The organism is Hoeflea sp. BAL378, assembly GCF_000759435.1.
Classification (GTDB): domain Bacteria; phylum Pseudomonadota; class Alphaproteobacteria; order Rhizobiales; family Rhizobiaceae; genus Hoeflea.
This window is the reverse complement of sequence record NZ_JRJG01000197.1, coordinates 1-22639: the sequence shown is the minus strand read 5'-3', so window position 1 is coordinate 22639 and position 22639 is coordinate 1. Positions and strand designations below refer to the sequence as shown.

General features: G+C 67.1%; 28 protein-coding genes. 10 read left to right on the top strand and 18 right to left on the bottom strand.

From position 1 onward, the window contains the following. Nucleotides 1-37: 37 nt before the first annotated feature. Together LL06_RS24850 and LL06_RS24845 are read right to left on the bottom strand one after the other, a co-directional pair. A complete protein-coding gene (locus LL06_RS24850; RefSeq protein ID WP_035533418.1) occupies nt 38-946 on the bottom strand; it encodes a DMT family transporter in 909 nt (302 codons plus the stop codon). Between the two features lie 124 nt (nt 947-1070). After that, nucleotides 1071-1520: a MarR family transcriptional regulator gene (locus LL06_RS24845; RefSeq protein WP_035533416.1), complete on the bottom strand. Its 450-nt coding sequence runs from the start codon at nt 1518-1520 to the stop codon at nt 1071-1073. Between the two features lie 239 nt (nt 1521-1759). On the opposite strand from LL06_RS24845, the gene LL06_RS24840 reads away from it, so the two are divergent. The 4 genes from LL06_RS24840 to LL06_RS24825 all read left to right on the top strand — a co-directional run bounded on the left by LL06_RS24840 (nt 1760) and on the right by LL06_RS24825 (nt 3539). Further along, nucleotides 1760-2077, top strand: coding sequence for a helix-turn-helix domain-containing protein (locus LL06_RS24840; RefSeq protein ID WP_035533414.1), 318 nt, complete (start codon nt 1760-1762; stop codon nt 2075-2077). A 1-nt stretch (nt 2078) separates the two neighbouring features. Continuing rightward, a complete protein-coding gene (locus tag LL06_RS24835; protein WP_035533412.1) occupies nt 2079-2543 on the top strand; it encodes an SRPBCC family protein in 465 nt (154 codons plus the stop codon). A 39-nt stretch (nt 2544-2582) separates the two neighbouring features. Continuing rightward, complete coding sequence (locus LL06_RS24830; protein ID WP_035533410.1) at nt 2583-2996, top strand: GFA family protein; 414 nt, start codon at nt 2583-2585, stop codon at nt 2994-2996. 105 nt (nt 2997-3101) lie between these two features. Then, complete coding sequence (locus LL06_RS24825; RefSeq protein WP_035533408.1) at nt 3102-3539, top strand: YqaA family protein; 438 nt, start codon at nt 3102-3104, stop codon at nt 3537-3539. Nucleotides 3540-3583: 44 nt separating this feature from the next. Here the strand turns inward: LL06_RS24825 and LL06_RS24820 are convergent, their stop codons facing one another. Next, complete coding sequence (locus tag LL06_RS24820; RefSeq protein WP_035533406.1) at nt 3584-4213, bottom strand: DUF1062 domain-containing protein; 630 nt, start codon at nt 4211-4213, stop codon at nt 3584-3586. 511 nt (nt 4214-4724) lie between these two features. Between LL06_RS24820 and LL06_RS24815 the strand changes: the two genes are divergently transcribed. Genes LL06_RS24815 through tmpT form a run of 3 tightly spaced genes read left to right on the top strand, consistent with a single transcriptional unit; the run spans nt 4725 to nt 6449 of the window. Continuing rightward, the gene (locus tag LL06_RS24815) at nt 4725-5093 is read left to right on the top strand and encodes a CidA/LrgA family protein (protein WP_035533404.1); all 369 of its coding nucleotides are present in this window, start codon (nt 4725-4727) and stop codon (nt 5091-5093) included. Further along, complete coding sequence (locus LL06_RS24810; RefSeq protein ID WP_035533402.1) at nt 5086-5802, top strand: LrgB family protein; 717 nt, start codon at nt 5086-5088, stop codon at nt 5800-5802. Before LL06_RS24815 ends, LL06_RS24810 begins: the two co-directional genes overlap by 8 nt. An 11-nt stretch (nt 5803-5813) precedes the next feature. Beyond that, a complete protein-coding gene (gene tmpT, locus LL06_RS24805) occupies nt 5814-6449 on the top strand; it encodes a thiopurine S-methyltransferase (RefSeq protein WP_035533400.1) in 636 nt (211 codons plus the stop codon). 101 nt (nt 6450-6550) lie between these two features. Here the strand turns inward: tmpT and bdcA are convergent, their stop codons facing one another. Further along, nucleotides 6551-7264, bottom strand: coding sequence for an SDR family oxidoreductase (bdcA, locus tag LL06_RS24800; RefSeq protein ID WP_035533398.1), 714 nt, complete (start codon nt 7262-7264; stop codon nt 6551-6553). Between the two features lie 74 nt (nt 7265-7338). On the opposite strand from bdcA, the gene LL06_RS24795 reads away from it, so the two are divergent. Beyond that, nucleotides 7339-7932 (top strand): TetR/AcrR family transcriptional regulator, encoded by a 594-nt coding sequence (locus LL06_RS24795; RefSeq protein WP_035533396.1) that lies wholly within the window; start codon nt 7339-7341, stop codon nt 7930-7932. 24 nt (nt 7933-7956) lie between these two features. Here the strand turns inward: LL06_RS24795 and LL06_RS24790 are convergent, their stop codons facing one another. The 12 genes from LL06_RS24790 to cysG all read right to left on the bottom strand — a co-directional run bounded on the left by LL06_RS24790 (nt 7957) and on the right by cysG (nt 19638). Beyond that, a complete protein-coding gene (locus LL06_RS24790) occupies nt 7957-8184 on the bottom strand; it encodes a formate dehydrogenase subunit delta (protein WP_035533394.1) in 228 nt (75 codons plus the stop codon). After that, the gene (gene fdhD, locus LL06_RS24785; RefSeq protein WP_052161897.1) at nt 8174-9004 is read right to left on the bottom strand and encodes a formate dehydrogenase accessory sulfurtransferase FdhD; all 831 of its coding nucleotides are present in this window, start codon (nt 9002-9004) and stop codon (nt 8174-8176) included. Before fdhD ends, LL06_RS24790 begins: the two co-directional genes overlap by 11 nt. Nucleotides 9005-9029: 25 nt before the next feature. After that, nucleotides 9030-11915, bottom strand: coding sequence for a formate dehydrogenase subunit alpha (gene fdhF / locus LL06_RS24780; RefSeq protein WP_035533392.1), 2886 nt, complete (start codon nt 11913-11915; stop codon nt 9030-9032). A 62-nt stretch (nt 11916-11977) separates the two neighbouring features. After that, nucleotides 11978-12193, bottom strand: a complete 216-nt coding sequence (locus tag LL06_RS24775) for a DUF4287 domain-containing protein (RefSeq protein ID WP_035533390.1) — start codon at nt 12191-12193, stop codon at nt 11978-11980. Next, the gene (locus LL06_RS24770) at nt 12190-13746 is read right to left on the bottom strand and encodes an NADH-quinone oxidoreductase subunit NuoF (RefSeq protein ID WP_035533388.1); all 1557 of its coding nucleotides are present in this window, start codon (nt 13744-13746) and stop codon (nt 12190-12192) included. The genes LL06_RS24775 and LL06_RS24770 overlap by 4 nt, the downstream gene beginning before the upstream one ends. Next, nucleotides 13743-14222, bottom strand: a complete 480-nt coding sequence (locus LL06_RS24765; protein ID WP_035533449.1) for a formate dehydrogenase subunit gamma — start codon at nt 14220-14222, stop codon at nt 13743-13745. The genes LL06_RS24770 and LL06_RS24765 overlap by 4 nt, the downstream gene beginning before the upstream one ends. Before the next feature lie 93 nt (nt 14223-14315). Next, a complete protein-coding gene (locus tag LL06_RS24760; protein WP_035533386.1) occupies nt 14316-15212 on the bottom strand; it encodes a LysR family transcriptional regulator in 897 nt (298 codons plus the stop codon). A gap of 85 nt (nt 15213-15297) precedes the next feature. Beyond that, entirely contained in the window at nt 15298-15633 is a 336-nt protein-coding gene (locus tag LL06_RS24755; RefSeq protein ID WP_035533384.1) for a 2Fe-2S iron-sulfur cluster-binding protein, read from the bottom strand. A gap of 16 nt (nt 15634-15649) precedes the next feature. After that, nucleotides 15650-16141, bottom strand: a complete 492-nt coding sequence (locus tag LL06_RS24750) for a DUF934 domain-containing protein (RefSeq protein WP_035533382.1) — start codon at nt 16139-16141, stop codon at nt 15650-15652. A gap of 24 nt (nt 16142-16165) precedes the next feature. Continuing rightward, on the bottom strand, nt 16166-17836 hold the full coding sequence (locus tag LL06_RS24745; RefSeq protein WP_035533380.1) for a nitrite/sulfite reductase: 1671 nt from the start codon (nt 17834-17836) through the stop codon (nt 16166-16168). Nucleotides 17837-17846: 10 nt separating this feature from the next. Beyond that, nucleotides 17847-18170: a DUF2849 domain-containing protein gene (locus LL06_RS24740; RefSeq protein ID WP_035533378.1), complete on the bottom strand. Its 324-nt coding sequence runs from the start codon at nt 18168-18170 to the stop codon at nt 17847-17849. A 10-nt stretch (nt 18171-18180) separates the two neighbouring features. Beyond that, nucleotides 18181-19638: a siroheme synthase CysG gene (cysG, locus tag LL06_RS24735; protein WP_035533376.1), complete on the bottom strand. Its 1458-nt coding sequence runs from the start codon at nt 19636-19638 to the stop codon at nt 18181-18183. Between the two features lie 180 nt (nt 19639-19818). Here cysG and LL06_RS24730 point away from each other — a divergent pair, with 180 nt between their 5' ends. Beyond that, nucleotides 19819-20421, top strand: a complete 603-nt coding sequence (locus LL06_RS24730; RefSeq protein ID WP_035533447.1) for a nucleoside deaminase — start codon at nt 19819-19821, stop codon at nt 20419-20421. 30 nt (nt 20422-20451) lie between these two features. Here LL06_RS24730 and LL06_RS24725 read toward each other — a convergent pair whose 3' ends face one another. Next, complete coding sequence (locus tag LL06_RS24725; RefSeq protein WP_035533374.1) at nt 20452-20778, bottom strand: hypothetical protein; 327 nt, start codon at nt 20776-20778, stop codon at nt 20452-20454. 196 nt (nt 20779-20974) lie between these two features. Between LL06_RS24725 and mazG the strand changes: the two genes are divergently transcribed. Then, nucleotides 20975-21805 (top strand): nucleoside triphosphate pyrophosphohydrolase, encoded by an 831-nt coding sequence (gene mazG, locus LL06_RS24720; RefSeq protein WP_035533372.1) that lies wholly within the window; start codon nt 20975-20977, stop codon nt 21803-21805. 14 nt (nt 21806-21819) lie between these two features. Here mazG and LL06_RS24715 read toward each other — a convergent pair whose 3' ends face one another. Further along, nucleotides 21820-22488, bottom strand: a complete 669-nt coding sequence (locus tag LL06_RS24715; RefSeq protein WP_035533370.1) for an NnrU family protein — start codon at nt 22486-22488, stop codon at nt 21820-21822. Nucleotides 22489-22639: the final 151 nt, after the last annotated feature.

Sequence of the window (22639 nt, the reverse complement as noted above, 5' to 3'; positions counted from 1 at the left end):
ACGGACCGGCCGGCGCCGGCTGTCCGCGCCCTGCCCGTCAGAGCACGGTTCCGGCGGCGGAGGCGGCGCGAACCTCGGCCGCGGCCAGCCTCCGGCGCTTGCGCTCCCGCATGATCGTGTAGACGCCGGTGGCGATGATGATGCAGGCGCCCAGGAGCGTGAAGCCGTCGGGGAATTCAGCGAAGACCAGCATGCCGATGAAGGTGGAGAACACCAGCCGCGAATAGCGGAACGGGGTCACCACGCCGATGTCGCCGATGCGCGTGGCCTCCGTCAGCGCCCAGTAGGCGCCCACGCCCACCGAAATCGCGCCGGCGAGATAGCCCGCCTCGCGCAGGCTCGGAACCGCGGCGCCGCCGGTGACGCCGAGCAGCACGGCGCCCGAGACGCCGACGGCAAAGAAGCCCCAGGCGGAGAGCTGCAGCGAGGAGATGGATTTGGGCACCTTGCGGCTTGCCAGGTCCCGCACCGCCAGGCCGATAACGGCCGCCACGCCCCACAACGCCGCCGGCTCGAACCCCTCGAAGCCCGGCCGGATGACCAGCAGCACCCCGCCGAAGCCGATCAGGATCGCCGTCCACCGCCGCCAGCCGACGGCCTCGCCCAGCACCAGCGCCGCGCCCATGGTCACCAGCAGCGGCGTCGCCTGCAGGATCGTCGTCAGCGTCGCCAGCGGGATCAGCGTGAGCCCGGTGACGAAGCACAGCCCGCCAACCATTTCGGTGATGTTCCGCACCACCACCGCGGGATGAAAGAACCCGCGCGAGATCACGCTGGTGCCGTTGAGGCGGGCATAGAGGGTGAAGATCAGGGCGCCGCAAAATCCGAGAACCACAAGGATCTGCCCCACCGGCAATCCGGACGCGGCGAGCTTGATGAACATGTCCTCGGCGGCAAACCCGGCCATTCCGAGCACCATCAGAATGATGCCGCGCATATTGTCCATGAAAACGGCTCCTGACAGGCTTCAGACGAGACGTGGCGCGAGACTCGCGCGCGCCACCAGGCACAAGGCGTCCCTACCCCGTTTTTCGGGCCGGTGAAACCCTTGATGGCGCGGGATCGGGCAATTACGCCTCAGCCTTTCCATCGCCCCCGCGCATCGCCTGGACGATGCGTCCCAGCATGCTCAGGAACAGCTCCCGTTCGGCCGCGGGCAGCCCCTCGATCACCGCCCGATTGACGTCGGAGGCGGCCGCGACGGCCGCGGCCTCGAGCGCCCGCGCCGCATCCGTCAGCGTCACGATCTGCGAGCGCCGGTCATCGGGATGCGGCGTGCGCATGATCAGCCGGTCGCGCTCCATCCGCGCAAGCGTGTTGGCCATGGTCGCCTGCTCGACGCCGACCCGTTCGGTGAGCCGGCGCTGGGTCTGGCCGTCCTCGGCCCACAATTCGCTCAGCACCAGGAACTGCGCCGCCGACAGGCCGAGCGGCGTCAGCCGGCGCTGCAGCCCGGCACCGTAAAGCCGGGCAAGCTCGCTGGCGAGAACGCCGGCCGATCGGGTTTTGTCAAAGCTCATGGCACCTTGTAGCATTAGATAGCAGGCTATTCAATAACAAATAGCATGCTATGTAAATGCATGAAAGGCGAACCGCCCTGCCCTGTTAACCTGCTGAAACTGCATGCAAAACGGTCCGCTCCCTGGCCTCGCGCCCTTGGCGGGAAACCGCCCCGGCCGGTGAACTTTCGGTGCGCATGAAGGCTGGGCTTAACATGCAGGTAAATGCCTGCATATTACTCTCGGCAAGGGATGACCGGATGGATGACGCGGACAAGGTGTTCAAGGCGCTGGCCGATCCGACGCGGCGCAAGCTGCTCGATCTGTTGTGCGAGAAAAACGGCCAGACGCTGGGGCAGCTCTGCGAGGGCCTCGCCATGGCGCGGCAGTCGGCGACGCAGCATCTGGGGCTCCTCGAGGACGCCAACCTGATCAGCACGGTCAGGCGCGGCCGCGAGAAACTGCATTTCATCAACCCCGTGCCGCTGCACGACGTCTACGAGCGCTGGGTGCGCAAGTTCGAGCATCAGCGCCTCACCCTGCTGCACGACCTCAAACAGGAACTCGAAGGAGACTGACATGCCCAGAGAGACCACCAGCTTCGTCTATGTGACCTATATCCGCTCGACGCCCGAGAAAGTGTTCGAGGCCATCACAAGGCCCGACATCGCCCGGCGCTACTGGGGCCACGAGAACGTCTCCGACTGGCAGACGGGTTCCCAATGGCAGCATGTCCGCGCCAATGACGCGCGCACGGTCGAACTGGTGGGCGAAGTCCTCGAGATCTCGCCGCCGTCGCGCCTCGTCATAAGCTGGGCCAACGCCTCCCAGGCCGCCGATCCGGACGCCCGCAGCCGCGTCACCTTCGACATCGTCGACTATGACGACATGGTCCGCCTCACCGTCAGCCATGACGAGCTCGAAGCCGGCAGCGGCATGGCCAACGGCATTTCCAAGGGCTGGCCGGTGGTGCTGTCGAGCCTCAAGTCCTTCCTCGAAACCGGCACGCCGATCGACGTCTTCGCCAAGCCGAAGGCGGCCTGAGCCTCTGCCCCAACCCGCACCGTCCTTGTGAGGCCCACCATGAGCACATCTTTGAGCGGCGGCTGCGCCTGCGGCGCGATCCGCTATGAAACCCGCGCCGCGCCTGTCTTCCAGAACCACTGCCAGTGCCGCGATTGCCAGCGGCGCAGCGGCACCGGCCACGGCTCCTATCTCACCTTTCCCCGGCGCGCAGACGTGACCGTGACCGGGGAAGCGGCGACCTGGCGCGTCGCCGCCGACAGCGGCAACGACAAGATCCACGCCTTCTGCCCCACCTGCGGAACGCCGGTCTACCTCACCTTTGCCGCCATGCCGGAGCTGTTTTCGGTGACAGCCGCCAGCCTCGACGATCCCGCCCTTTTCAATCCGCAAGCGCTCACTTACGCAAGCCGCGGCCAGGCCTGGGACCGGATCGATCCCGCGCTGCCGTCCTTCGCGCGCATGCCGGGTTAAGCCGGCGGCGCAGGCATCGGCCCAAGCCGTGTTCCCTTCCCGGCCGTAGCCCTGTAGGCAGGACCGGCGGGAAATGCCGCGCCGTCTTTCTGGGGTGTCCGGAACATGATCGATCTTGCCGCCTATGGCAGCCTGTTCCTTGCGGCCCTGCTGGCCGCGACGCTGATCCCGGCGCAGTCGGAAAGCGTGCTCACCGGGCTGATCCTCGCCGGCGGCCAGCCGGTGGCGGCACTCGTCGCTGTGGCGAGCCTCGGCAATATACTGGGCTCCGTCGTCAACTGGCTGATCGGCCGAGGCGTCGAGCGGTTCCGGACGAAAAAATGGTTCCCGGCAAGCGAGGCGCAGCTTGCGCGCGCGCAGGCGAGCTACCGGCGCTTCGGCTACTGGTCGCTGCTGCTTGCCTGGGTGCCGATCATCGGCGATCCGCTGACGCTCGCCGCCGGCATCATGCGCGAGCCGCTGTGGCGGTTCCTGGCCCTCGTCTCGATCGGCAAGATCGGCCGCTATCTCGTGCTCGCCGCCGGCATCGGCGCGCTGTCGTGACCGGGAAATCGTGAAGGCCGGGATCCCGGGCCTTCACGGTTCGCCTAAGTCGGATCGACCGTCGCCCATTCCCTCCAGCAGGGCATCCGTCGATCCTCGGCGGAGAGGTCGACCACCACAAGAGTGCCGCTCCTGATCCGCCGCCGCAGCATGCCCTCGGGCTCTGTCCGCAGACTGCCGCTTTCGTGCAGCGCCTTGAGCCGCGCCCGCGGGATCTTCAGTTCTGCCGCCATGAGGCGGTCAAGCCGCAGGTCGACCGGCGACGGCGCCGCGAGCTCGATCCGCAGGCTGGTCCAGCCGGGCGGCTCCTCGAGGATCTCCTTGTCGATCGCACAGTCGGGAAATTCATCGACGCGGTGCGCCTTGCGCCTCAGCGCCTCGACATCGAAGGCCAGGGTCCGGATCCAGTCCGGATCGTTGGACTGAAGCGCCTCGAGCAAGCGCGGATCGATGGCGCGGACGTTCTGCCGCTCGAACACCGGCCGGTTCCAGGTCTTGTCGCAGGCCAGGCATCTGTAGATGAGCCAGGCGTCGAGCCTGCGGCCGTTGGCATTGAGCCGGATCTTGCCGCTGCAGCGGAAGGGCCTGGGTCCGCCGCAGCCGCTGCAGGCGATCCAGGGTTGGGGCGCAGTCTGGGGAATGAGGGTCCAGCGGACCCGAAGTGTCTTGCACATGATGGCTTGGTCTTCCGTTCGGAAGTCCACCAGGATGGTGCAGGAGAAAGCCCGTGCGGGCGCGGCGTGGCGAGGGCGGAGGGGCAGCGGATCCGTTCACGGCCCATCAGAGGGTGAAAGAGACCGGGCGCGCAGGGGACATTGCCAAGCCGGTCTCTTGCCGCCACCCGATGAACACAATGAAAGCGCCGGCAGCGGGGTGCTGACGGGCAATTGCGGGTTAAGCTGGACTGAGACCGGCGATTACTTAGGCAAAATCAACCTCGAGGGAGCACTGCGATCGAGCCGCTTCGATAGCAACCGCCGCGGCCGGAAGGGAGCATCTTGCCCGTCCCCCGGCTCATCCGGACGCCGGAATCTTCAATGCCGTGGCTTTTGCGCCACTCAGCCCGGATCGCGGGCGGGACCGGGTCTGTCCGGCCCGGGCGCGTTTCGCGCAAACAGGCTGGGGCGGGCGTCCAGAATCTGCCACACTCGCCTCACCCGATGTCTCTTGGTCCACAGGTCGCCCATGCTCTCCGCCCTCACCCTGATCCTGAGCTGCCAACTCGCCGGCGAACTGGTCACCCGGTTCCTGGGTCTTCCCGTTCCGGGCCCGGTGGCCGGCATGGTGATCCTCTTCGCTCTGCTGGTCGTCAAGGGCTCCGTTCCCGACCAGATCGGCGCCGTGGCCGACGCGCTGCTCCGAAACCTGGCGCTGCTGTTCGTGCCCGCCGGCGTCGGCGTGATGGCGCATCTGGGGCTGATCGGCCAGGACTGGCTGCCGATTTCGGTGGCGGTCATCGGCTCGACGCTGGCGACCATCGCCGTGACCGCCCTGGTGATGAACCGGCTGGCCCGCCCCGGTGCCGACGCCGGCGGGAGCGCGGACAATGGCTGACATTTCCGAAGTCTGGGTCTATCTCAGCGCCAGCCCGCTGCTGTTCCTCACGCTCACGCTGGCGGCGTTCCAGGCCGGAACCTGGGCCTACAGCCGTTCCGGTCACAAGCCGTTTCTCAATCCGGTGCTTACCGCGGTGATCCTCGTGGTGGGATTGCTGATGCTGAGCGGCACCAGCTACGAGACCTATTTCGAAGGCGCGCAGTTCGTGCATTTCCTGCTCGGCCCCGCCACCGTGGCGCTGGCCGTGCCGCTCTACCGCCAGTTCGACCGCGTCCGCCGCTCGGCCCTGGCGCTGGTCGCGAGCCTGCTCTGTGGCTCGCTCACCGCGATGATCACCGCGGTCGGCCTCGGCTGGCTGCTGGGCGCCAGCCGCGAGACGCTGATGTCGCTCGCGCCCAAATCCGTGACCGCGCCGGTCGCCATGGGCATCACCGAGCAACTCGGCGGCCTGCCCTCGCTCACCGCCGTGATGGTGATCCTGACCGGGATACTCGGCGCCGTCCTCGGCCCTCCGCTGCTGACGCTGATCGGCGTGAAAGATGGGCGCGCCCGGGGCCTGGCCATGGGAACGGCAAGCCACGGCATCGGCACGGCGCGGGCGCTGGAAGCGAGCGAACTCTCAGGCGCGTTCTCGGGGCTGGCGATGGGGCTGAATGCGCTGGCGACGGCGGTGCTGCTGCCGCTGCTGTGGCGGCTGTTTATGTGAGAGGGGAGCGAATGGAACACAGTTTCTGGCACGAGCGCTGGGAAACCGGCCGGATCGGGTTTCACGCGAGCGAACCCAATCCGCTGCTGGTGGCACATTTCCCCGCCCTTGGCGTTCCGGAGGGTGGCCGCGTGTTCGTTCCCCTGTGCGGCAAGACGCTCGACATCGACTGGCTGCTCTACCACGGCCACCGTGTCGCCGGCGCGGAACTGAGTGAACTCGCGATCCGGGACCTGTTCGCCCGGCTTGGGGTGGAGCCGGTCGTCACCGATCTGAGAGACCTCACCCGCTACAGCGCCCCGGACATCGACATTTTCGTGGGCGATATCTTCGCGCTCACCCCGGATATCCTCGGCCCCATCGATGCGGTGTATGACCGCGCGGCCCTGGTCGCGCTGCCGGACTCGATGCGAGGCAGATACGCCTCGCATGTTGCCTGGATCACCGGATCCGCGCCGCAACTTCTCGTCACCTTCGAATATGAGCAGACGCTTTTTGATGGCCCGCCATTTTCGGTCGACAGCGTGGAAGTTCACCGCAATTACGGCGCCCACCATGACCCGGTATCCCTGGCGAGCGTCGCCGTAGCCGGTGGAATGAAGGGCGAGCCTGCACGGGAGAGCGTCTGGTTGTTGAGGCCGCGCTGAGTAAAGTGGCGATCCGGCGGGCCGGGTCGCGCAAGTGCTCAGGCCTGTCGGATTAATATGGCCGGGCCGCCGGATAACCAGCGGCCCGGATGTTCCTATGGTCAGGCGCCGAAGGCGCCGTCGATCGTGTGCATCGCGCCGGTGACGAAGCCGGCCTCGGGACCGGCCAGCCAGGCGACCATGCCTGCCACTTCCTCCGGCCGTCCATGGCGCTTGATGGCCATGAAGCCGTGCATCAGATCCTTCATCGGCCCCTCCGCCGGATTTGCATCCGTGTCGATCGGCCCGGGCTGCACGACATTGATGGTGATCCCGCGCGGACCGAAATCGCGCGCCAGTCCCCGCGCGAGCCCCTGCAGCGCCGACTTGCTCAGCGCATAGGACGCCATCCCCGGGACCGGCATCCGGTCGCCGTTCACCGAGCCGATGATGACGATCCGTCCGCCCTCGGGCATCTGCCGCGCCGCCTCGACGGAGGCGTGGTAGGGCGCGTGGACATTGATCCGGAACAGCCGGTCGATCGCGTCGGGATCCTGCTCCAGCGCGTCGCCGAACAGGGCGATCCCGGCATTCACCACCAGCACGTCCAGCGGCCCGCTGTCGCGCACCCGCGCGATCACCGCGTCGCGGTCGGCGCTGTCGGCCTGAACCGCGGTGCCGCCGGTTTCTTCCGCCAGGTGCTCGGCGGCCTCCCGCGAACCGCCATAGCTGAAGGCGACGTTCGCCCCCTCCGCCGCAAAGCGCCGGACGATGGCCGCCCCTATGCCCCGGCTGCCGCCGAGAACCAGTACCGATTTTCCTTCAAACGCGGCCATCACAGGCCCTCCTTGAGTTATTATGTAATATGCGCTACATAACACTTCCCGGAGGACCGTCAAGGCAATATGTAATGACTACTACAAAAAACATCCGGCCGCGCGGCCGGCCCCGTCGTTTCGATGCGGACGAGGCCGTCGCGACCGCCCAGGACCTGTTTCACGCGCGCGGCTACGACGCCGTCGGCGTCGCCGACGTCACCGAGGCGCTCGGCATCAATCCGCCCAGCTTCTACGCCGCCTTCGGCAACAAGGCGGGCCTCTACGCCCGCGTGCTCGACCGGTACGCCTGCACCGGCGCGATTGCGCTTGAGGAAGTGCTGCTGCCCGACCGACCGGTGGCCGAATGCCTGGCGGCCCTGCTCGAGGAGGCCGCACGCCATTACGCCGCCGACCCGGTCGCGACGGGCTGTCTGGTGATCGAAGGCAGCCGTTCGACCGATCCCGACGCGCGGCAGGCCGCCTGCGCATACCAGGTCGCCGCCGAGGCCGCGATCCGCGACTACATCGCCGCCCGTCACCCGCAGCAGGCCGACGCTTTGACGGACTTTGTCAGCACCACCATGGCCGGGCTCTCGGCCAAGGCCCGCAACGGATACGGCCTCGACCGCCTGCTCGCCTCCGCCCGCCTCGCCGGCGCGGCCGTGGCGCAGGCGCTGGAGGCCTGAAGCGGGGTTCCGACCGGCCGGGCCTCAGCCGGCCACGGACTCCGGCCGGCGGATCTTCGCCAGCGCCGCCACCACCATCGGCTTGAAGCCCTCGGTGCTCTGATCCGCGATTTCGAACAATTGCCGCCGCATGCGCGGATCCCAGAACTTGTTGATGTGGTCGGCCACGCCCTCGACCTGCTCTTCCTCCGGCTGGGAGGCGAAGAAGGTGGCGATCTGGTTGGCCTGGTATCTGAGCTTGTCAGGCGACATCGCTTGTCCGTCCTTGGTTGATCCGGTCCGCCCGGGTGAAAATCTCGAAATCCGCGCCGCGGGCGATGCCCACCAGCGTGAGCCCGGCGGCTTCCGCGGTCCTCACCGCCAGTGCCGTGGGCGCCGAGACCGAGATCAGCAGCCCGGTGCCGGCGATCACCGCCTTCTGCACCATGTCGACCGACACCCGGCTGGTGATGACGAGGGCGCCGTCTGCTGCATCAAGCCCGGCCCGCGCGATGGCGCCGATCAGCTTGTCGAGCGCATTGTGACGGCCGACATCCTCGCGCACGAGGACGATGCCCTCGCCCGGCCTGTAGAACCCGGCGGCATGCACCGCCCCGGTCTCGGCCCTCAGCTTCTGATGCACCGACAGCGAGCGAACCGCCTCGCGCACGTCCTCGGCGCTGAAGCCGAGCGTCACGTGCGCGCGTCCGGGCAGATCCCGAAGCGCTTCCTCGATCGATTCGATGCCGCAAAGCCCGCAGCCCACCGGGCCCGCCATTTTGCGGCGGCGGGCGGAGAACGCCGTCTGCACGTCGCCCGCAAGCTGCATCTGCACGTCATAGCCCTGGTCCGCCTCGACAATCTCGAGCGAGACAATGTCGGCGGACGAGCGCGCGATGGCCTCCGACAGCGCAAATCCGATGCCGAAATCCTCGAGATCCGCGGGCGTCGCCATCATCACCGCCTGCGTGGTGCCGCCGAAGGACAGCGCCACCGGCACCTCCTCGGGCAGCGCCCGGTGCCCGGGCGTGGCCACCCCGCCCCGGACCGCGATCCGGGAGGCCATGGCCAGGCGGGGATTGACGTGCGCCATCGGGGCCCTCTCCGCTTTCCGCCGCCTATTCGGCCGGCTCGAGCGCCGCTTCAGTGGCGATCCGGCGGGATTGGGCGGCCTGCGCGTCATACTCGCGCTGCCAGACGGTCGGCCCGTTCGACGGGGACACCTGCACCGCGGTCACCTTGTATTCCGGGCAGTTGGTGGCCCAGTCGGTGTAGTCGGTGGTGATCACATTGGCCTGGGTGCCGGGATGATGGAACGTGGTGTAGACCACGCCCGGCGCCACCCGCTCGGTGATCTTCGCCCTCAGCGCCGTCTCGCCCGAGCGGCTGGCGAGCTTGACCAGGTCGCCGTCGCGGATGCCGCGCTGCTCGGCGTCGTGCGGATGGATCTCGAGCAGGTCCTCGGCGTGCCAGGCAACGTTGTCGGTGCGCCGCGTCTGCGCGCCGACATTGTACTGGCTCAGGATCCGGCCGGTGGTGAGCAGCAGCGGGAAGCGCGGGCCGGAGCGCTCGTCGGTCGCCACATATTCGGTGCGGATGAACTTGCCCTTGCCGCGCACGAAGCCGTCGAGATGCATCACCGGCGTGCCGTCGGGGCGCGCCTCGTTGCAGGGCCACTGCACCGAGCCCTTCTCTTCCAGCAGCTTGTAGCTGACGCTGGCGAAGCTCGGCGTGGTGAGCGCGATCTCGTCCATGATCTGGGACGGATGGCTATAGGCCCAGTTGAGCCCCATCGCCTGCGCGAGCTTCAGCGTCACTTCCCAGTCGGCGAGCCCATTCTTGGGGCTCATCACCTTGCGCACGCGGTTGATGCGGCGTTCGGCATTGGTGAAGGTGCCGTCCTTCTCGAGGAAGGTCGAGCCCGGCAGGAACACATGGGCGTAATTGGCGGTCTCGTTGAGGAACAGGTCGTGCACGACGACGCATTCCATCGCCGCGAGCCCCGCCTGCACATGCCTGGTGTCGGGATCGGACTGGAGGATGTCCTCGCCCTGGATGTAGATGCCGCGGAAGGTGCCGTCGACGGCGGCGTCGAGCATGTTGGGGATGCGCAGGCCCGGTTCCGGGTTCAGCTCCACGCCCCAGAGCTTCTCGAACACGTCGCGGACTTCGGCGCCGGAAATGTGCCGGTAGCCGGGCAGTTCGTGCGGGAACGAGCCCATGTCGCAGGCGCCCTGCACATTGTTCTGGCCGCGCAGCGGGTTCACGCCGACGCCGGGACGGCCGATATTGCCGGTGACCATGGCGAGGTTGGCGATCGCCATCACCGTGGTCGAGCCCTGGCTGTGCTCGGTCACGCCAAGCCCGTAATAGATCGCGCCATTGCCGCCGCGGGCGTAGAGACGGGCGGCGCCGCGCACCTCTTCCGCCGGCACGCCGGTGAATTGCTCCGTGGCTTCCGGCGAATGCGCCGGTTCGGCGACGAAGCTCGCCCAGTCCTCGAATTCCGACCAGTCGCAGCGCTCGCGGATGAAGGCCTCGTCGAACAGGCCCTCGGTGACGATCACATGGGCGAGCGCCGTCAGCACCGCGACATTGGTGCCGGGCTTGAGCGGCAGATGATGGCTCGCCTCCACATGGGCCGAGCGCACCAGGTCGATGCGGCGCGGATCGATGACGATCAGCTTGGCGCCCTGGCGCAGCCGTTTCTTCAGCCGCGAGGCGAACACCGGATGGCCGTCCGTCGGGTTGGCGCCGATCAGGATGACGACGTCGGTGTGCTCGACGGAATCGAAATCCTGGGTGCCGGCCGAGGTGCCGAAGGCCTTGCCGAGACCGTAGCCGGTCGGCGAATGGCAGACGCGGGCGCAGGTGTCGACATTGTTGTTGCCGAAGCCGGCGCGCACCAGCTTCTGCACCAGGAAGGTCTCCTCATTGGTGCAGCGCGACGAGGTGATGCCGCCGATGGCGCCCTTGCCGTACTGGTATTGGATGCGGCGGAATTCCTTGGCGACATGGGCGAAGGCCTCGTCCCACGTGACTTCCCGCCAGGGATCGGTGATCTTCTCGCGCACCATCGGGTTGAGGATCCGGTCCTTGTGGGTGGCGTAGCCCCAGGCGAAGCGGCCCTTGACGCAGGAGTGGCCGCGATTGGCCTTGCCGTCCTTCCACGGCACCATGCGCACCACTTCCTCGCCGCGCATCTCCGCCTTGAACGAGCAGCCGACGCCGCAATAGGCGCAGGTGGTGACCACCGAATGCTCGGGCTGGCCGATGGCGATCACCGACTTTTCGGTGAGCGTCGCCGTCGGGCAGGCCTGCACGCAGGCGCCGCAGGACACGCATTCGGAATTCATGAAGCTCTCATGCATGCCGGGCGAGACGCGGCTGTCAAAACCCCTGCCCTCGATGGTGAGCGCGAAGGTCCCCTGCACTTCCTCGCAGGCGCGCACGCAGCGCGAGCAGACGATGCACTTGGCCGGGTCATAGGTGAAATAGGGGTTCGATTCATCCTTGGCCATGTAGCGCGGATTGGCCTCGCCATTGTCGCGGGCCTTGACGTGATTGTGGCCCTCGTAACCGTAGCGCACGTCGCGCAGGCCCACCGCGCCGGCCATGTCCTGCAGCTCGCAGTCGCCATTGGCGGCGCAGGTCAGGCAGTCGAGCGGATGGTCTGAAATGTAGAGCTCCATCACGCCGCGGCGGATGTCCTTGAGCCGCCCGGTCTGGGTGTGGACCACCATGCCTTCCGCCACCGGCGTGGTGCAGGAGGCAGGTGTGCCGTTGCGGCCTTCGATCTCGACCAGACAGAGCCGGCAGGAGCCGAAGGCGTCGACCATGTCGGTGGCGCAGAGTTTCGGCACCTTGATGCCGGCCTCCATCGAGGCGCGCATCACCGAGGTGCCCTCGGGCACGTCGATCGTCGTGCCGTCGATGACGAGGCGCACGGTCTTCTCGGCCCTGGAGGCCGGCGTGCCGTAGTCGATTTCCTGGATCAGGGACATGGTTTCCTCCAAAAACTCGTTCCGCCGCGGCCCGAGGCCGGACGGTGAATGCTCAACTCGGCCTATGGCTTGCGCTCGGCCAGCGTCGCCGCCACCAGCGCATTGGCGTGGCCATGGCCCAACTGGTGGGTGGCCTTGAGAAAATTGACGATCTGCATGTGCGTCATGCCGTCCTGGGCGCGGATGATCTCCTGCCAGTGCTCGATCGGCTTTCCGTAGGTCTTGATGATCGACGGAAAATAGGAGGCCGGTCCCTTGACCTTGCCGGTGTCGCTCATTCGGCCGCCTCCGCCAGGTGTTTCGGCTGGAAGTCGTCGGGGAAATGCGTGAGCGCGCTCATCACCGGGTAGGAGGTGAAGCCGCCCAGCGCGCAGAGCGAGCCGAACTTCATCGTGTTGCACAGATCGGTGACCAGGTCCTTCTGCTTCTCGGGCTCGATGCCGGCTGCGATCCGGTCGATCACCTCGACGCCGCGGGTCGAGCCGATGCGGCAGGGCGTGCACTTGCCGCAGCTCTCGATGGCGCAGAATTCGAAGGCGAAACGCGCCTGCTTGAGCATGTCGGCGGTGTCGTCGAAGACGACGATGCCGGCATGGCCTATCAGCCCGTGTTTCGCGGTGAAGGCCTCGTAGTCGAACGGCGTGTCGAACAGCGCGCGCGGGAAATAGGCGCCGAGCGGGCCGCCGACCTGCACCGCCTTGACCGGGCGACCGCTCGCGGTGCCGCCGCCGATGTCGTCGACCAGTTCGCCGAGCGTCATGCCGAAGGCCGCCTCGAACAGGCCGCCATGTCTGACATTGCCGGTGATCTGCACCGGAATCGTGCCGCGCGAGCGGCCCATGCCGAAATCGCGGTAATATTCGCCGCCCCGGTCCAGGATCACCGGCACGGTGGCGAGCGAGATCAGGTTGTTGACCACCGTCGGCCGCCCGAGGAAGCCCTTGTGCGCGGGCAGCGGCGGCTTGGCGCGAACCACGCCGCGGCGGCCTTCGAGGCTTTCCAAGAGCGCCGTTTCCTCGCCGCAGACATAGGCGCCCGCGCCGACGCGGACTTCCATGTCGAAGGCGTGGCCGGAGCCGAGAACAGATGCTCCCAGAATGGCGTTCTTTCTGGCGATTTCGATCGCCCGCGTCATCACCCGGATGGCGTGGGGATATTCCGACCTTGTGTAGACATAGCCTTTGGTCGCGCCGGTGGCGAGGCCGGCGATCACCATGCCCTCGATCAGCACGAAGGGATCGCCCTCCATGATCATGCGGTCGGAGAAGGTGCCCGAATCGCCCTCGTCGGCGTTGCAGACGATGTATTTCTGCGCACCTTCGGCCTCGAGCACCGTCTTCCACTTGATGCCGGTCGGGAAGCCGGCGCCGCCGCGGCCGCGCAGGCCGGATAGCGTGACCTGCGCCACGATCGCCTCGGGCGTCATGGCGACCGCCTTTTCCAGTCCCTTGAGCCCGCCATGGGCACGGTAGTCGTCGAGCGACAGCGGATCGATGACGCCGCAGCGGGCGAAGGTGAGCCGGGTCTGGCGCTTGAGGAACGGAATCTCTTCGGTCAGGCCGAGCGACAGCGGGTGGGCGCCGCCTTCAAGAAGCCCGGCGTTGAGCAGGCCATCGACGTCCGACGTCTTGACCGGGCCGTAGGCGACCCTGCCGCCCGCCGCTTCGACTTCAATCATCGGTTCGAGCCAGTAGAGCCCGCGCGACCCGTTGCGCACGATCTCTGCGCTGAGACCGCGCTCCGCGAGCGCAACGGCCATGCGCGTGGCCAGCCTGTCGGCGCCCACTGCGATCGCGCCGGAATCGCCGGGAATGAAAATCTTCACGCTCATGCCCGCACCGCCTGCGCCAGATCCCTGACCGCGTCCTCGTCCAGCCGGCCGATGAGCTCGCCGTCGACCATCGCCGCCGGCGCGCAGGCGCACAGGCCGAGGCAATAGACAGGCTCTATGGTCACCGCGCCGTCGGCGCTGGTCTCATGCCAGTCGAGCCCGAGCAGGCCGAGCAGCCGGTCGGCCAGCGCTTCGCCGCCCATCGACTGGCAGGCCTCTGAACGGCAGACCTTGATCACATGGCGTCCGGCCGGCGTCTCGCGGAAGTCGTGATAGAAGCTCACGACGCCATGCACTTCGGCCCGCGACAGGTTGAGCCCCTGCGCGATCGCCGGAAGCGCCGCCTGCGGCACATAGCCGAATTCGGCCTGGATATCGTGCAGGATCGGCAGAAGCGGGCCTTCGAGCGGCTTCAACCGCCCGACGATGGCTTCGGTGCGGGCCGCAATCTCGGCGTCCAGGTGGCGTGAATCCATGCGATGCTCCTCCAGCGGCATGACGGCAGCCTCCATTGACAGGCAACAAGCCCTTGAATCAATGCAGCACATTCGTTGTGCGATAGAAAAAATCTATCGTTGCGCGAGCGTCTGGGCGAACACCCGGGCCTCGTGCAGCATCGCCGAGACGATCGGCGTGTGCGGCTCGCGGGGTGCTGCGATCATCCCGACGATGTGGGACGCGTCGGGCTCGACGATGGGGATGGACTTGATGTCCTCGCCGAAGCCCAGGGTTTCGGCCAGGTTGACCGGCATGATCGAGGCCCATTTGCCGGTGCGGATGTGGGAGAACAGCACGATCATCGAATTGGATTCGAGCGTCGGCTTGGCGGTGGCGCCGGCTTCGGCCAGGTGATGGTTGATGATCCGCCGGTTCTGCATGTCGGGCGTGAGCAGGCAGAGCGGCAGGGTGGCGACCTCGGCCCAGGTCACCTTGTCCCGGTCGGCGAAAGTCTGTCCGGCCGAGGTGATGAGCTGGTAGCGCTCGGCATAGAGCGGCACCGTGGCGACGCGGCCCGTGGGCTCGTTCTCGAGATAGCTGATGCCGACGTCGATCTCGAAGTTCTCGAGTTGCGACAGCACCTGGTAGCTGGTGCAGGAGGTCACCGACAGCGTCACGGCCGGGTGTTTCTCGGTGAAGGCGACGGTCAGGTCGGTGACCATGTAGGTGGCCGTGGGAATCACCGCGATGCGGGCGTGGCCCGACAGGCCGCGGCGCGCGGCCTTCATTTCCTCGCGCATGGTGCGGGCGTCGCCGACGATGCGCCGCGCCCATTCCAGCACCCGCTGGCCTTCCGGCGTCAAGCCCTGGAAGCGCGAGCCGCGCTGCACCAGAACCACGCCCAGTTGCTCCTCGAGCTGCTTGAGCGAGGCCGACAGCGTCGGCTGGGTGACGCCGCATTCCTCGGCCGCCCGGCCGAAATGCCGTTCCCGCGCCAGCACAATGAAGAATTCGAGCTTGTCGATCATGACGGGCAGGCTCGCACAGGCGGCCCGCCTCGCGCAAGCAGCGCCAGCGACGCCGCGATGTCGGGTTTGCGCCGAGAGGGCGGCGTCAGGCCGCGTCGCGGTCCCGGCGTTCGGTTCCGGGCGCCAGCGTCACTTCGAGACCGTCGAGCTCCTCGCTCATCAGGAGCTGGCAGGAGAGCCGCGAATTGTCGCGCACGTCGAAGGCCTGGTCGAGCATGTCCTCTTCCTCGGCCTCGATCGGATAGAGCTTGCCGGTCCAGTCCGGTGCGACATGGACATGGCAGGTGGCGCAGGCGCAGGCGCCGCCGCACTCGGCCTTGATGTCGAGGCCCCAGTCGCGAATGATCTCCATCACCCGGAAGCCTTCGAGCGCTTCGAGCGTGTGGCGGGTTCCCGACTGGTCGGTGACATGAATGTGCATGAAAGAGGCTCCCCGGTCAGCCGTTGACGATGGCGGCGCGGCGCCAGCTATAGCCCTGCCCGGCTTCCGTCCGGTCGACGGAGGGCTGGTAGTGCAGGTCGATGCCCGGCAGGCGGTTCTGCTTGAGCCGCTCGATGGTGGGCGCATGGCTGACCTCGAAACTGTCGAAGCCGGTCCTGAGCATCAGCGGGATCTGGTCGAGCAGCACGGCGCCCACAGCGCGCAGCTCGCCCTCATAGCCCAGCCGCTGACGGATCAACGCGGCCTGGGAGAAGCCGCGCCCGTCACCGAAAGCGGGAAAGGTGAGCGCGATGATCGCCACCCGGCCGAGGATCGGCGCCAATGTCGCGACATCGTCGGCGGGCTGCAGCACCACGCCGAAGGGCGCGTTGTCCTGGGCATGCTCCAGGGCTTCGGAGAGCGGCAGCAGCTTCGGCCCCTGCTCCGCGCCGTCGGCGGTCCAGGGGTCGTTATCGACGATCCCGTTCTTCGTCCAGATTACGGTCATGAAAATCAGTCTCCGGGTCTTGGCTCAGGCGGCCTGGGCTTCGCCGCCATAGAGCGCCGCCTTGAACGGGTCGGCGCCGATGCGGCGGTAGCACGCGATGAAGGTCTCTTCGGCGCCGGTCCTCAGGGCCAGATAGGTGTCGACAATGGTCTCGATCGCGTCGGTGACCTGGTCGGGCTCGAAGCCGCGGCCGGTGATCTGGCCGATCGAGGCGTTCTCGTCTCCCGATCCGCCGAGCGAGATCTGGTAGAGTTCCGCGCCCTTCTTCTCGACACCCAGAATGCCGATATGGCCGACATGGTGGTGGCCGCAGGCATTGATGCAGCCCGAGATCTTGATCTTGAGATCGCCGATCTCGGCCTGCCGCGCCGCGTCGCCGAAGCGCTTGGAAATCTCCTGCGCGACGGGGATCGAGCGCGCGTTCGCCAGCGCGCAATAATCCAGCCCCGGGCAGGCGATGATGTCGGTGATGAGCCCCGCATTGGCGGTGGCCAGTCCCTCGGCCACCAGGGCCCGGTAGAGCGGCTCGAGATCGGCCAGCGCCACATGCGGCAGAACCAGGTTCTGCTCGTGGGTGACGCGGATCTCGTCATGGCCGAATTCGACCGCCAGCCGCGCCACGGCGTCCATCTGGTCGGCCGAGGCGTCGCCGGGAATGCCGCCGATCGGCTTGAGCGAAATCGTCACCATGCCGTAGTCGGGATGCCGGTGCGGCGCCACGTTGCGCCCGACCCAGGAGGCGAAATCCGGATCCGACTTCTTCCAGGCGGCCAGCTCTCCCCAGCCCTCGGCGCGCGCACCGAGTGCGGGCGGGGCGAAATAGGCGTTGATCGCGGCGATGTCGGCTTCGGGCAGCGTCAGTTCGCCGTCCTTGAGGTGCATCCATTCGGCTTCGATCTCGGCGCTGAGCTTCTCGACGCCGGTCTCGTGCACCAGGATCTTGATGCGCGCCTTGTACTTGTTGTCGCGGCGGCCGTGCAGATTGTAGACCCGCATGATCGCCGTCACATAAGACAGAAGATCAGCTTCCGGCAGGAAGTCATTGACCTTCTTGGCCAAAATGGGCGTACGCCCCTGCCCGCCGCCGATCCAGACGGCAAACCCCAGCCGGCCTTCGCCGTCTTTCTTGAGCTGCAGGCCGATGTCGTGCACCTGGATCGCGGCGCGGTCGCGCTCGGATGCGGTGACCGCGATCTTGAACTTGCGCGGCAGGAACGAGAATTCCGGATGCACCGACGACCACTGCCGCAGGATCTCGGCATAGGGCCTGGGATCGGCGACCTCGTCGGCGGCAGCACCCGCGAAATGATCGGCGGTCACATTGCGGATGCAGTTGCCCGAGGTCTGGATCGCATGCATCTCGACTTCGGCCAGCTCCTCGAGGATCGCCGGCATGTCCTTGAGCGCCGGCCAGTTGTACTGGATGTTCTGGCGCGTGGTGAAATGGCCGTAGCCGCGGTCATAAGTCCGGGCGATATGGGCGAGCTTGTGCATCTGCCGGCTGTTCAGCGTGCCGTAGGGCACGGCCACGCGCAGCATGTAGGCATGGAGCTGCAGATAGACGCCGTTCATCAGCCTGAGCGGCTTGAACGCATCCTCGGAGATCTCGCCCTTGAGCCTGCGCGCGACCTGGTCGCTGAACTGGCTGACGCGCTGGGCCACGAAGGCGTGGTCGAATTCATCGTAACGGTACATCGTTCAATCCTTATGCGGCCTGGGAGACCCGGGCGGAGGCAACCGGCGCGTAGTCGATGGAGGGACCCTCCGCGCGGATACGCTCGCGCAGCCGGTAGGGCCGCGGGCCTGTGGGCGTTTCCTCGACCTCGATGACATTGACGTCGACGACGCGGTTGTCGGCCAGCGCCTGCGCGCCGGCGGCTTCGATCGCCGAGACGGCCTCGTCATGGCGCGCGAGAAACGCGTCCCTGATCGACAGCACCCACTCGCCACTGGCGCCGAGCCAGACGGAGACGCCGTCGGAGAGGCGGTTTGCGGTGAGAACCCTGGTCTTGAACGGGGCGGTTTTCATGATGGCCTCCTCAGGCGGCTTGGGTCTGGGTGGATCGGGTGCGGGCGGGGGCAGCGTCGCTCTGTCCCTCGGCGATCGGGGTCGAGTGGTCGAAATTTGCGCCGGCGACGGCGTCGCCGATCACCACCATCACCGGTCCCGACAGTTCGGTGCGGTGCTCGAGCGCCGGCAGGTCGGCGAGCGTGCCGTGGAACAGGCGTCGGTCAGCCCGCGAGGCGTTCTCGACGATGGCGACCGTCATGTCGGCGGGCAGCCCCGCCTCGATCAGCCGCGTGGCGACGCTGGCGGCGACCGTCCGGCCCATATAGACGCACAGCGTCGCGCCGGAGACGGCGAGCCGCGCCCAGTCGGGCAGTGCCGCGCCGGTCAGGTCATGCCCCGTGGTGAACACCAGCGACGAGGCCACGCCGCGCAGCGTCAGCGGCAGTTCGAAATCGGCGGCGGCGGCGAGCGCCGAGGTGATGCCCGGCACGATCTCGAAGGAGACGCCTGCGTCCCTGAGTGCGGCCATTTCCTCGCCGGCGCGGCCGAACACCAGCGGATCGCCGGATTTGAGCCGGACGACGCGCTTGCCCTCGCGGCCGAGCTGGACCAGCAACTGGTTGATGTCGGCCTGGCTCTTGGAATGGCAGCCCTTGCGCTTGCCGACCGAAATCCGCTCGGCGTCGCGGCGGCCGAGCGCCACCACGGTTTCGGGCACCAGCGCGTCATAGACGATCGCGTCGGCTTCCATCATCGCGCGCTGCGCGCGCAGGGTCAGCAGGTCCTCGGCGCCGGGGCCGGCGCCCACCAGCCAGATGTGGCCGGGCACCGGCTCGCGACCGCGCAGCATGCGGGTGGCGGCGCGGCGGGCGAGCGAGATCTCGTTATGTGCGACATGGGTGGCGACATCGGCCTCGAAAAAGCGGCGCCAGAACACCCGACGCGCCACGCCGCGCGGCAGCAGCCGGTCGACGGCGACGCGGTAGTCCTGGGCAAGCCGTGCGAGCGTGCCGAGCGAGGGCGAGAGCATCTGGTCGATGCGGGCGCGGATCATCTGCGCCAGGACCGGCCCTGCCCCTTCGGTGCCGATGGCGATCGCCACGGGCGCGCGGTTGACCAGCGCCGGCGTAAGGAAATCGCAGAACTCGGGCTGGTCGACGGCGTTCGCCGGAATGCGGCGGGCGCGGGCATCGGCGACGATCTTCCGGTCCAGCGCCGCGTCGCCGGTGGCGGCGAACACCAGCGTCGCGCCGTCCATCTGCGCAGCGGAATAGGCGCCCGGCAAGGGCTCAAGCCCCAGGCGCGACAGGCTGTCGGTGAGTTCGGCTTCGGGCGCATCGGCATAGACCGAGATGTCGGCCGTCGTGTTGGCGACAAGCCGCGCCTTGGCCGCGGCTTCCGCGCCGTTTCCGAAAATCGCGACCTTTCTCGCGTCGACCCGCACGAAAGCGGGAAATGTGGTTAGCTGCGCATTTCGCGTAGACATGAAGATGCAACTCCTGAGTTGGCGCCATTTTCAGGAGAAAGACGAAACAAATGAAGGAACAAAGATTTGCCAAACCGGGCAGACGGATATTCTTTTACCCCTGAAAGCCGGATATGGAGAATGCGCAACCGCGACGCGCTCCCCGCTCATGCGGGCGGACTGGACTGGACTGGAACGGACATGACGATCACCGAAAACGCGGAACTGGCCGGACGACTGCTCGACGTGATGGAGCACGACATCCTGCCCTTGACCGACAAGGGCGTGGCAGAAGGCAACAAGGTGTTCGGCGCAGCACTCCTGCGCAAGTCGGACCTGTCCCTGGTGATGGCGCAGACCAACCGCGAGACCGAGAACCCGCTGTGGCACGGCGAGGTGCATCTTCTCAAATGCTTCTACGAAGCACCGGTCTCCAGTCAGGAGCGGACCCGGGACATGATCTTCCTGTCGACGCACGAGCCCTGCACCATGTGCATGTCGGCGATCGCCTGGGCCGGGTTCGACAATTTCTTCTATTTCTTCAGCCACCAGGATTCGCGCGACAGCTTTGCCATTCCGCACGATCTCAAGATGCTCAAGGAGGTTTTTGGGCTCGAGCCGGGTGGCTACAACCACGACAACGCCTTCTGGCGCGGCCGCGGCATCTTCGACATCATGGCAGGTCTTGCTGAGGATGAGGCCCGGACCTTGCTCGACCAGGCCAACCGCATCCGCGCCCGCTACGCCGACCTGTCCAATGCCTATCAGGCGGGCAAGGACGACAACGCCATCCCGCTCAACTGATCCGCCCCTCGATCAGGCACCCACCGCCGATTAGTGTCCGAGCAGGTCAAGCAAGCCGTCGAACGGCTTGATCCCGGCGTCTTTCTTGGTGCGTGGCTCTCTTGGGGCGCTTTTTACTTCGACCGGAACGGTGCCGTTGTAGGACAGGGCGTATGTTCCGTCTTCCCCGAAAGTAAGATTGCCCTGAACGCTGGGTTTTCCCGGCTCAGTCCCTGATGGCGCCTTGGGGGAATCATAATAGACAGTCACCTGTTGAAAGACGCGCAACGAGGAGTCGTCCGCGGACCTGGCCTGGTCCGGAGAGCGGATGCCATTGTTGTAGAAATAGTCTGAATAAATTTCAGAGCGTATTTCCAATTCGCAGTCTCCAAGGTTAACAAAGGGTTAAATATCAAATTTATGATATATGTACCATGGTTCATAAGGTCCATGGCTTGCGTCAGGCTGGACTCCGCGCCGCGACGCCTACGGCTCCCGCGATAGAGCTGTGGACAACCCGCCCGCCCTGGGCGAACCGGTCGCAGGCCCCGCGCGGCTCGGCTAAGCTCGACGGATGAAACCATCACGCGACATTTCCGGCCTCATCGAGATCATGGCGGCGCTCCGGCACCCGCAAACCGGCTGCCCCTGGGACATCAAGCAGGATTTCGCCTCGATCAAGCCCTACACGATCGAGGAGGCCTACGAGGTCGCCGACGCCATCGAGCGCAACGATCCCGAGGATCTCTGCGACGAACTGGGCGATTTGCTGCTGCAGGTGGTGTTCCATGCCCGCATGGCCGAGGAGCAGGATCTGTTCAGCTTCGAGGACGTGGTCGAGGCGATCACCCGCAAGATGATCCGCCGCCACCCGCATGTGTTCGAGCGTTCCGACGCCGACACGCCCGACAAGGTCAAGGCGCAATGGGCCGAGATCAAGGCCGGGGAAAAGGCCGACCGTGCGGCCCGCCGTGCCGCGCGCGGGTTGCCCGAGGCTGAAACGCCCGGACAGCTCACCGGCGTGCCGCGCGCGCTGCCCGCGCTGATGGAGGCGTTGAAACTGCAGGAGGCGGCCAGCCGGGTCGGCTTCGACTGGGGCGCCGCCGGCCCCGTGCTCGACAAGATCGAGGAAGAAATCGCCGAACTGCGCGCGGAGATCGCCAGCGGCGAGACCGAAAAGGCGGCGGGAGAACTGGGCGACGTCATCTTCGCCGTCGCCAATCTCGCCCGGCACCTGAAGACCGACCCCGAGGACGCGCTGCGCGCGACCAACACAAAGTTCCGCACCCGCTTCGCGGCGGTGGAGGCCGGATTGGCAGACCAGGGCAAGACGCCCGCCGGCGCCACGCTCGACGAGATGGAAGCGCTGTGGCAGGCGGCCAAGCTCAAGCCCGAGCAAGACTGAGGCGAGGCGCGGCTCTACCAGGCCAGCGGATCGAGCCCGATGACGTGCGGGTGCAGCCAGATCAGCACGCATAGCAGAACCAGGCCCGCCGTGAGACGGGCGATTGCCGCGGCATCCGGAGCAAGGCTTCGTCCCTCGCGCGCCGCCTGCCGGAGCTCCAGCCAGCGATCGGCGCCCATCTCGCGCTTGCGCCGCCGGTCGATGAGCCGCATGTCGAGAAGCGCGAACAGCGCGAAGCCGCCGAACAGGATCCCATGGGCGAGATCGCCATTGGGCGCGGCATGGCCGGCCGCCCAGAGCGCCAGCGCCGCCAGAAACGGATGCCTGAGCCAGCCAACGATCCCCGGCCGCGCCGGATCGAAATCCGCGTTGCGCCGGCCGCCGAAGGAAAACGGATTGGGCCGGAACGCAGCCAGCGCCAGGATCATGCAGGCGGCGATCATCGCGACCAGCGTCACAAGCGCCTGCCAAGGCGCGCGCGGCGAGATCTCGACATAGGGCGCGCGGCCCGCGGCCATGATCAGCCAGACCAGCACCGCGATCGACAGGACCGAATAGGCCAGCGAGAATCCCGCCTTGCCCAGCCGCGCGGTGAGATAGGGCTTGACCGGCGGCCTCACCGGGATGGCGTGCGAGGCGAGGAACAGGCCATAGGCGGCGATGAACTCGCCCCAGCCGTTCATCGCGCCGCCACCTGCCCGGTGGCGAGCTTGGGGCCGAGCTTCGGACGCGCCAGGATCGGGAAATAGATCACGGCGAAGCCGCCGAAGGCCAGGATCCAGCCGCCCGCGGCCAGGTGCAGCGGCCAGTCCTGCCCGGGCGCGAGGCCGGCGA

Bases quoted from the DNA above. Each gene is read 5' to 3' on its own strand.
- LL06_RS24850 (WP_035533418.1), bottom strand. From the start codon at position 946: ATGGACAATATGCGCGGCATCATTCTGATGGTGCTCGGAATGGCCGGG.
- LL06_RS24845 (WP_035533416.1), bottom strand. From the start codon at position 1,520: ATGAGCTTTGACAAAACCCGATCGGCCGGCGTTCTCGCCAGCGAGCTT.
- LL06_RS24840 (WP_035533414.1), top strand. From the start codon at position 1,760: ATGGATGACGCGGACAAGGTGTTCAAGGCGCTGGCCGATCCGACGCGG.
- LL06_RS24835 (WP_035533412.1), top strand. From the start codon at position 2,079: ATGCCCAGAGAGACCACCAGCTTCGTCTATGTGACCTATATCCGCTCG.
- LL06_RS24830 (WP_035533410.1), top strand. From the start codon at position 2,583: ATGAGCACATCTTTGAGCGGCGGCTGCGCCTGCGGCGCGATCCGCTAT.
- LL06_RS24825 (WP_035533408.1), top strand. From the start codon at position 3,102: ATGATCGATCTTGCCGCCTATGGCAGCCTGTTCCTTGCGGCCCTGCTG.
- LL06_RS24820 (WP_035533406.1), bottom strand. From the start codon at position 4,213: ATGTGCAAGACACTTCGGGTCCGCTGGACCCTCATTCCCCAGACTGCG.
- LL06_RS24815 (WP_035533404.1), top strand. From the start codon at position 4,725: ATGCTCTCCGCCCTCACCCTGATCCTGAGCTGCCAACTCGCCGGCGAA.
- LL06_RS24810 (WP_035533402.1), top strand. From the start codon at position 5,086: ATGGCTGACATTTCCGAAGTCTGGGTCTATCTCAGCGCCAGCCCGCTG.
- tmpT (WP_035533400.1), top strand. From the start codon at position 5,814: ATGGAACACAGTTTCTGGCACGAGCGCTGGGAAACCGGCCGGATCGGG.
- bdcA (WP_035533398.1), bottom strand. From the start codon at position 7,264: ATGGCCGCGTTTGAAGGAAAATCGGTACTGGTTCTCGGCGGCAGCCGG.
- LL06_RS24795 (WP_035533396.1), top strand. From the start codon at position 7,339: ATGACTACTACAAAAAACATCCGGCCGCGCGGCCGGCCCCGTCGTTTC.
- LL06_RS24790 (WP_035533394.1), bottom strand. From the start codon at position 8,184: ATGTCGCCTGACAAGCTCAGATACCAGGCCAACCAGATCGCCACCTTC.
- fdhD (WP_052161897.1), bottom strand. From the start codon at position 9,004: ATGGCGCACGTCAATCCCCGCCTGGCCATGGCCTCCCGGATCGCGGTC.
- fdhF (WP_035533392.1), bottom strand. From the start codon at position 11,915: ATGTCCCTGATCCAGGAAATCGACTACGGCACGCCGGCCTCCAGGGCC.
- LL06_RS24775 (WP_035533390.1), bottom strand. From the start codon at position 12,193: ATGAGCGACACCGGCAAGGTCAAGGGACCGGCCTCCTATTTTCCGTCG.
- LL06_RS24770 (WP_035533388.1), bottom strand. From the start codon at position 13,746: ATGAGCGTGAAGATTTTCATTCCCGGCGATTCCGGCGCGATCGCAGTG.
- LL06_RS24765 (WP_035533449.1), bottom strand. From the start codon at position 14,222: ATGGATTCACGCCACCTGGACGCCGAGATTGCGGCCCGCACCGAAGCC.
- LL06_RS24760 (WP_035533386.1), bottom strand. From the start codon at position 15,212: ATGATCGACAAGCTCGAATTCTTCATTGTGCTGGCGCGGGAACGGCAT.
- LL06_RS24755 (WP_035533384.1), bottom strand. From the start codon at position 15,633: ATGCACATTCATGTCACCGACCAGTCGGGAACCCGCCACACGCTCGAA.
- LL06_RS24750 (WP_035533382.1), bottom strand. From the start codon at position 16,141: ATGACCGTAATCTGGACGAAGAACGGGATCGTCGATAACGACCCCTGG.
- LL06_RS24745 (WP_035533380.1), bottom strand. From the start codon at position 17,836: ATGTACCGTTACGATGAATTCGACCACGCCTTCGTGGCCCAGCGCGTC.
- LL06_RS24740 (WP_035533378.1), bottom strand. From the start codon at position 18,170: ATGAAAACCGCCCCGTTCAAGACCAGGGTTCTCACCGCAAACCGCCTC.
- cysG (WP_035533376.1), bottom strand. From the start codon at position 19,638: ATGTCTACGCGAAATGCGCAGCTAACCACATTTCCCGCTTTCGTGCGG.
- LL06_RS24730 (WP_035533447.1), top strand. From the start codon at position 19,819: ATGACGATCACCGAAAACGCGGAACTGGCCGGACGACTGCTCGACGTG.
- mazG (WP_035533372.1), top strand. From the start codon at position 20,975: ATGAAACCATCACGCGACATTTCCGGCCTCATCGAGATCATGGCGGCG.
- LL06_RS24715 (WP_035533370.1), bottom strand. From the start codon at position 22,488: ATGAACGGCTGGGGCGAGTTCATCGCCGCCTATGGCCTGTTCCTCGCC.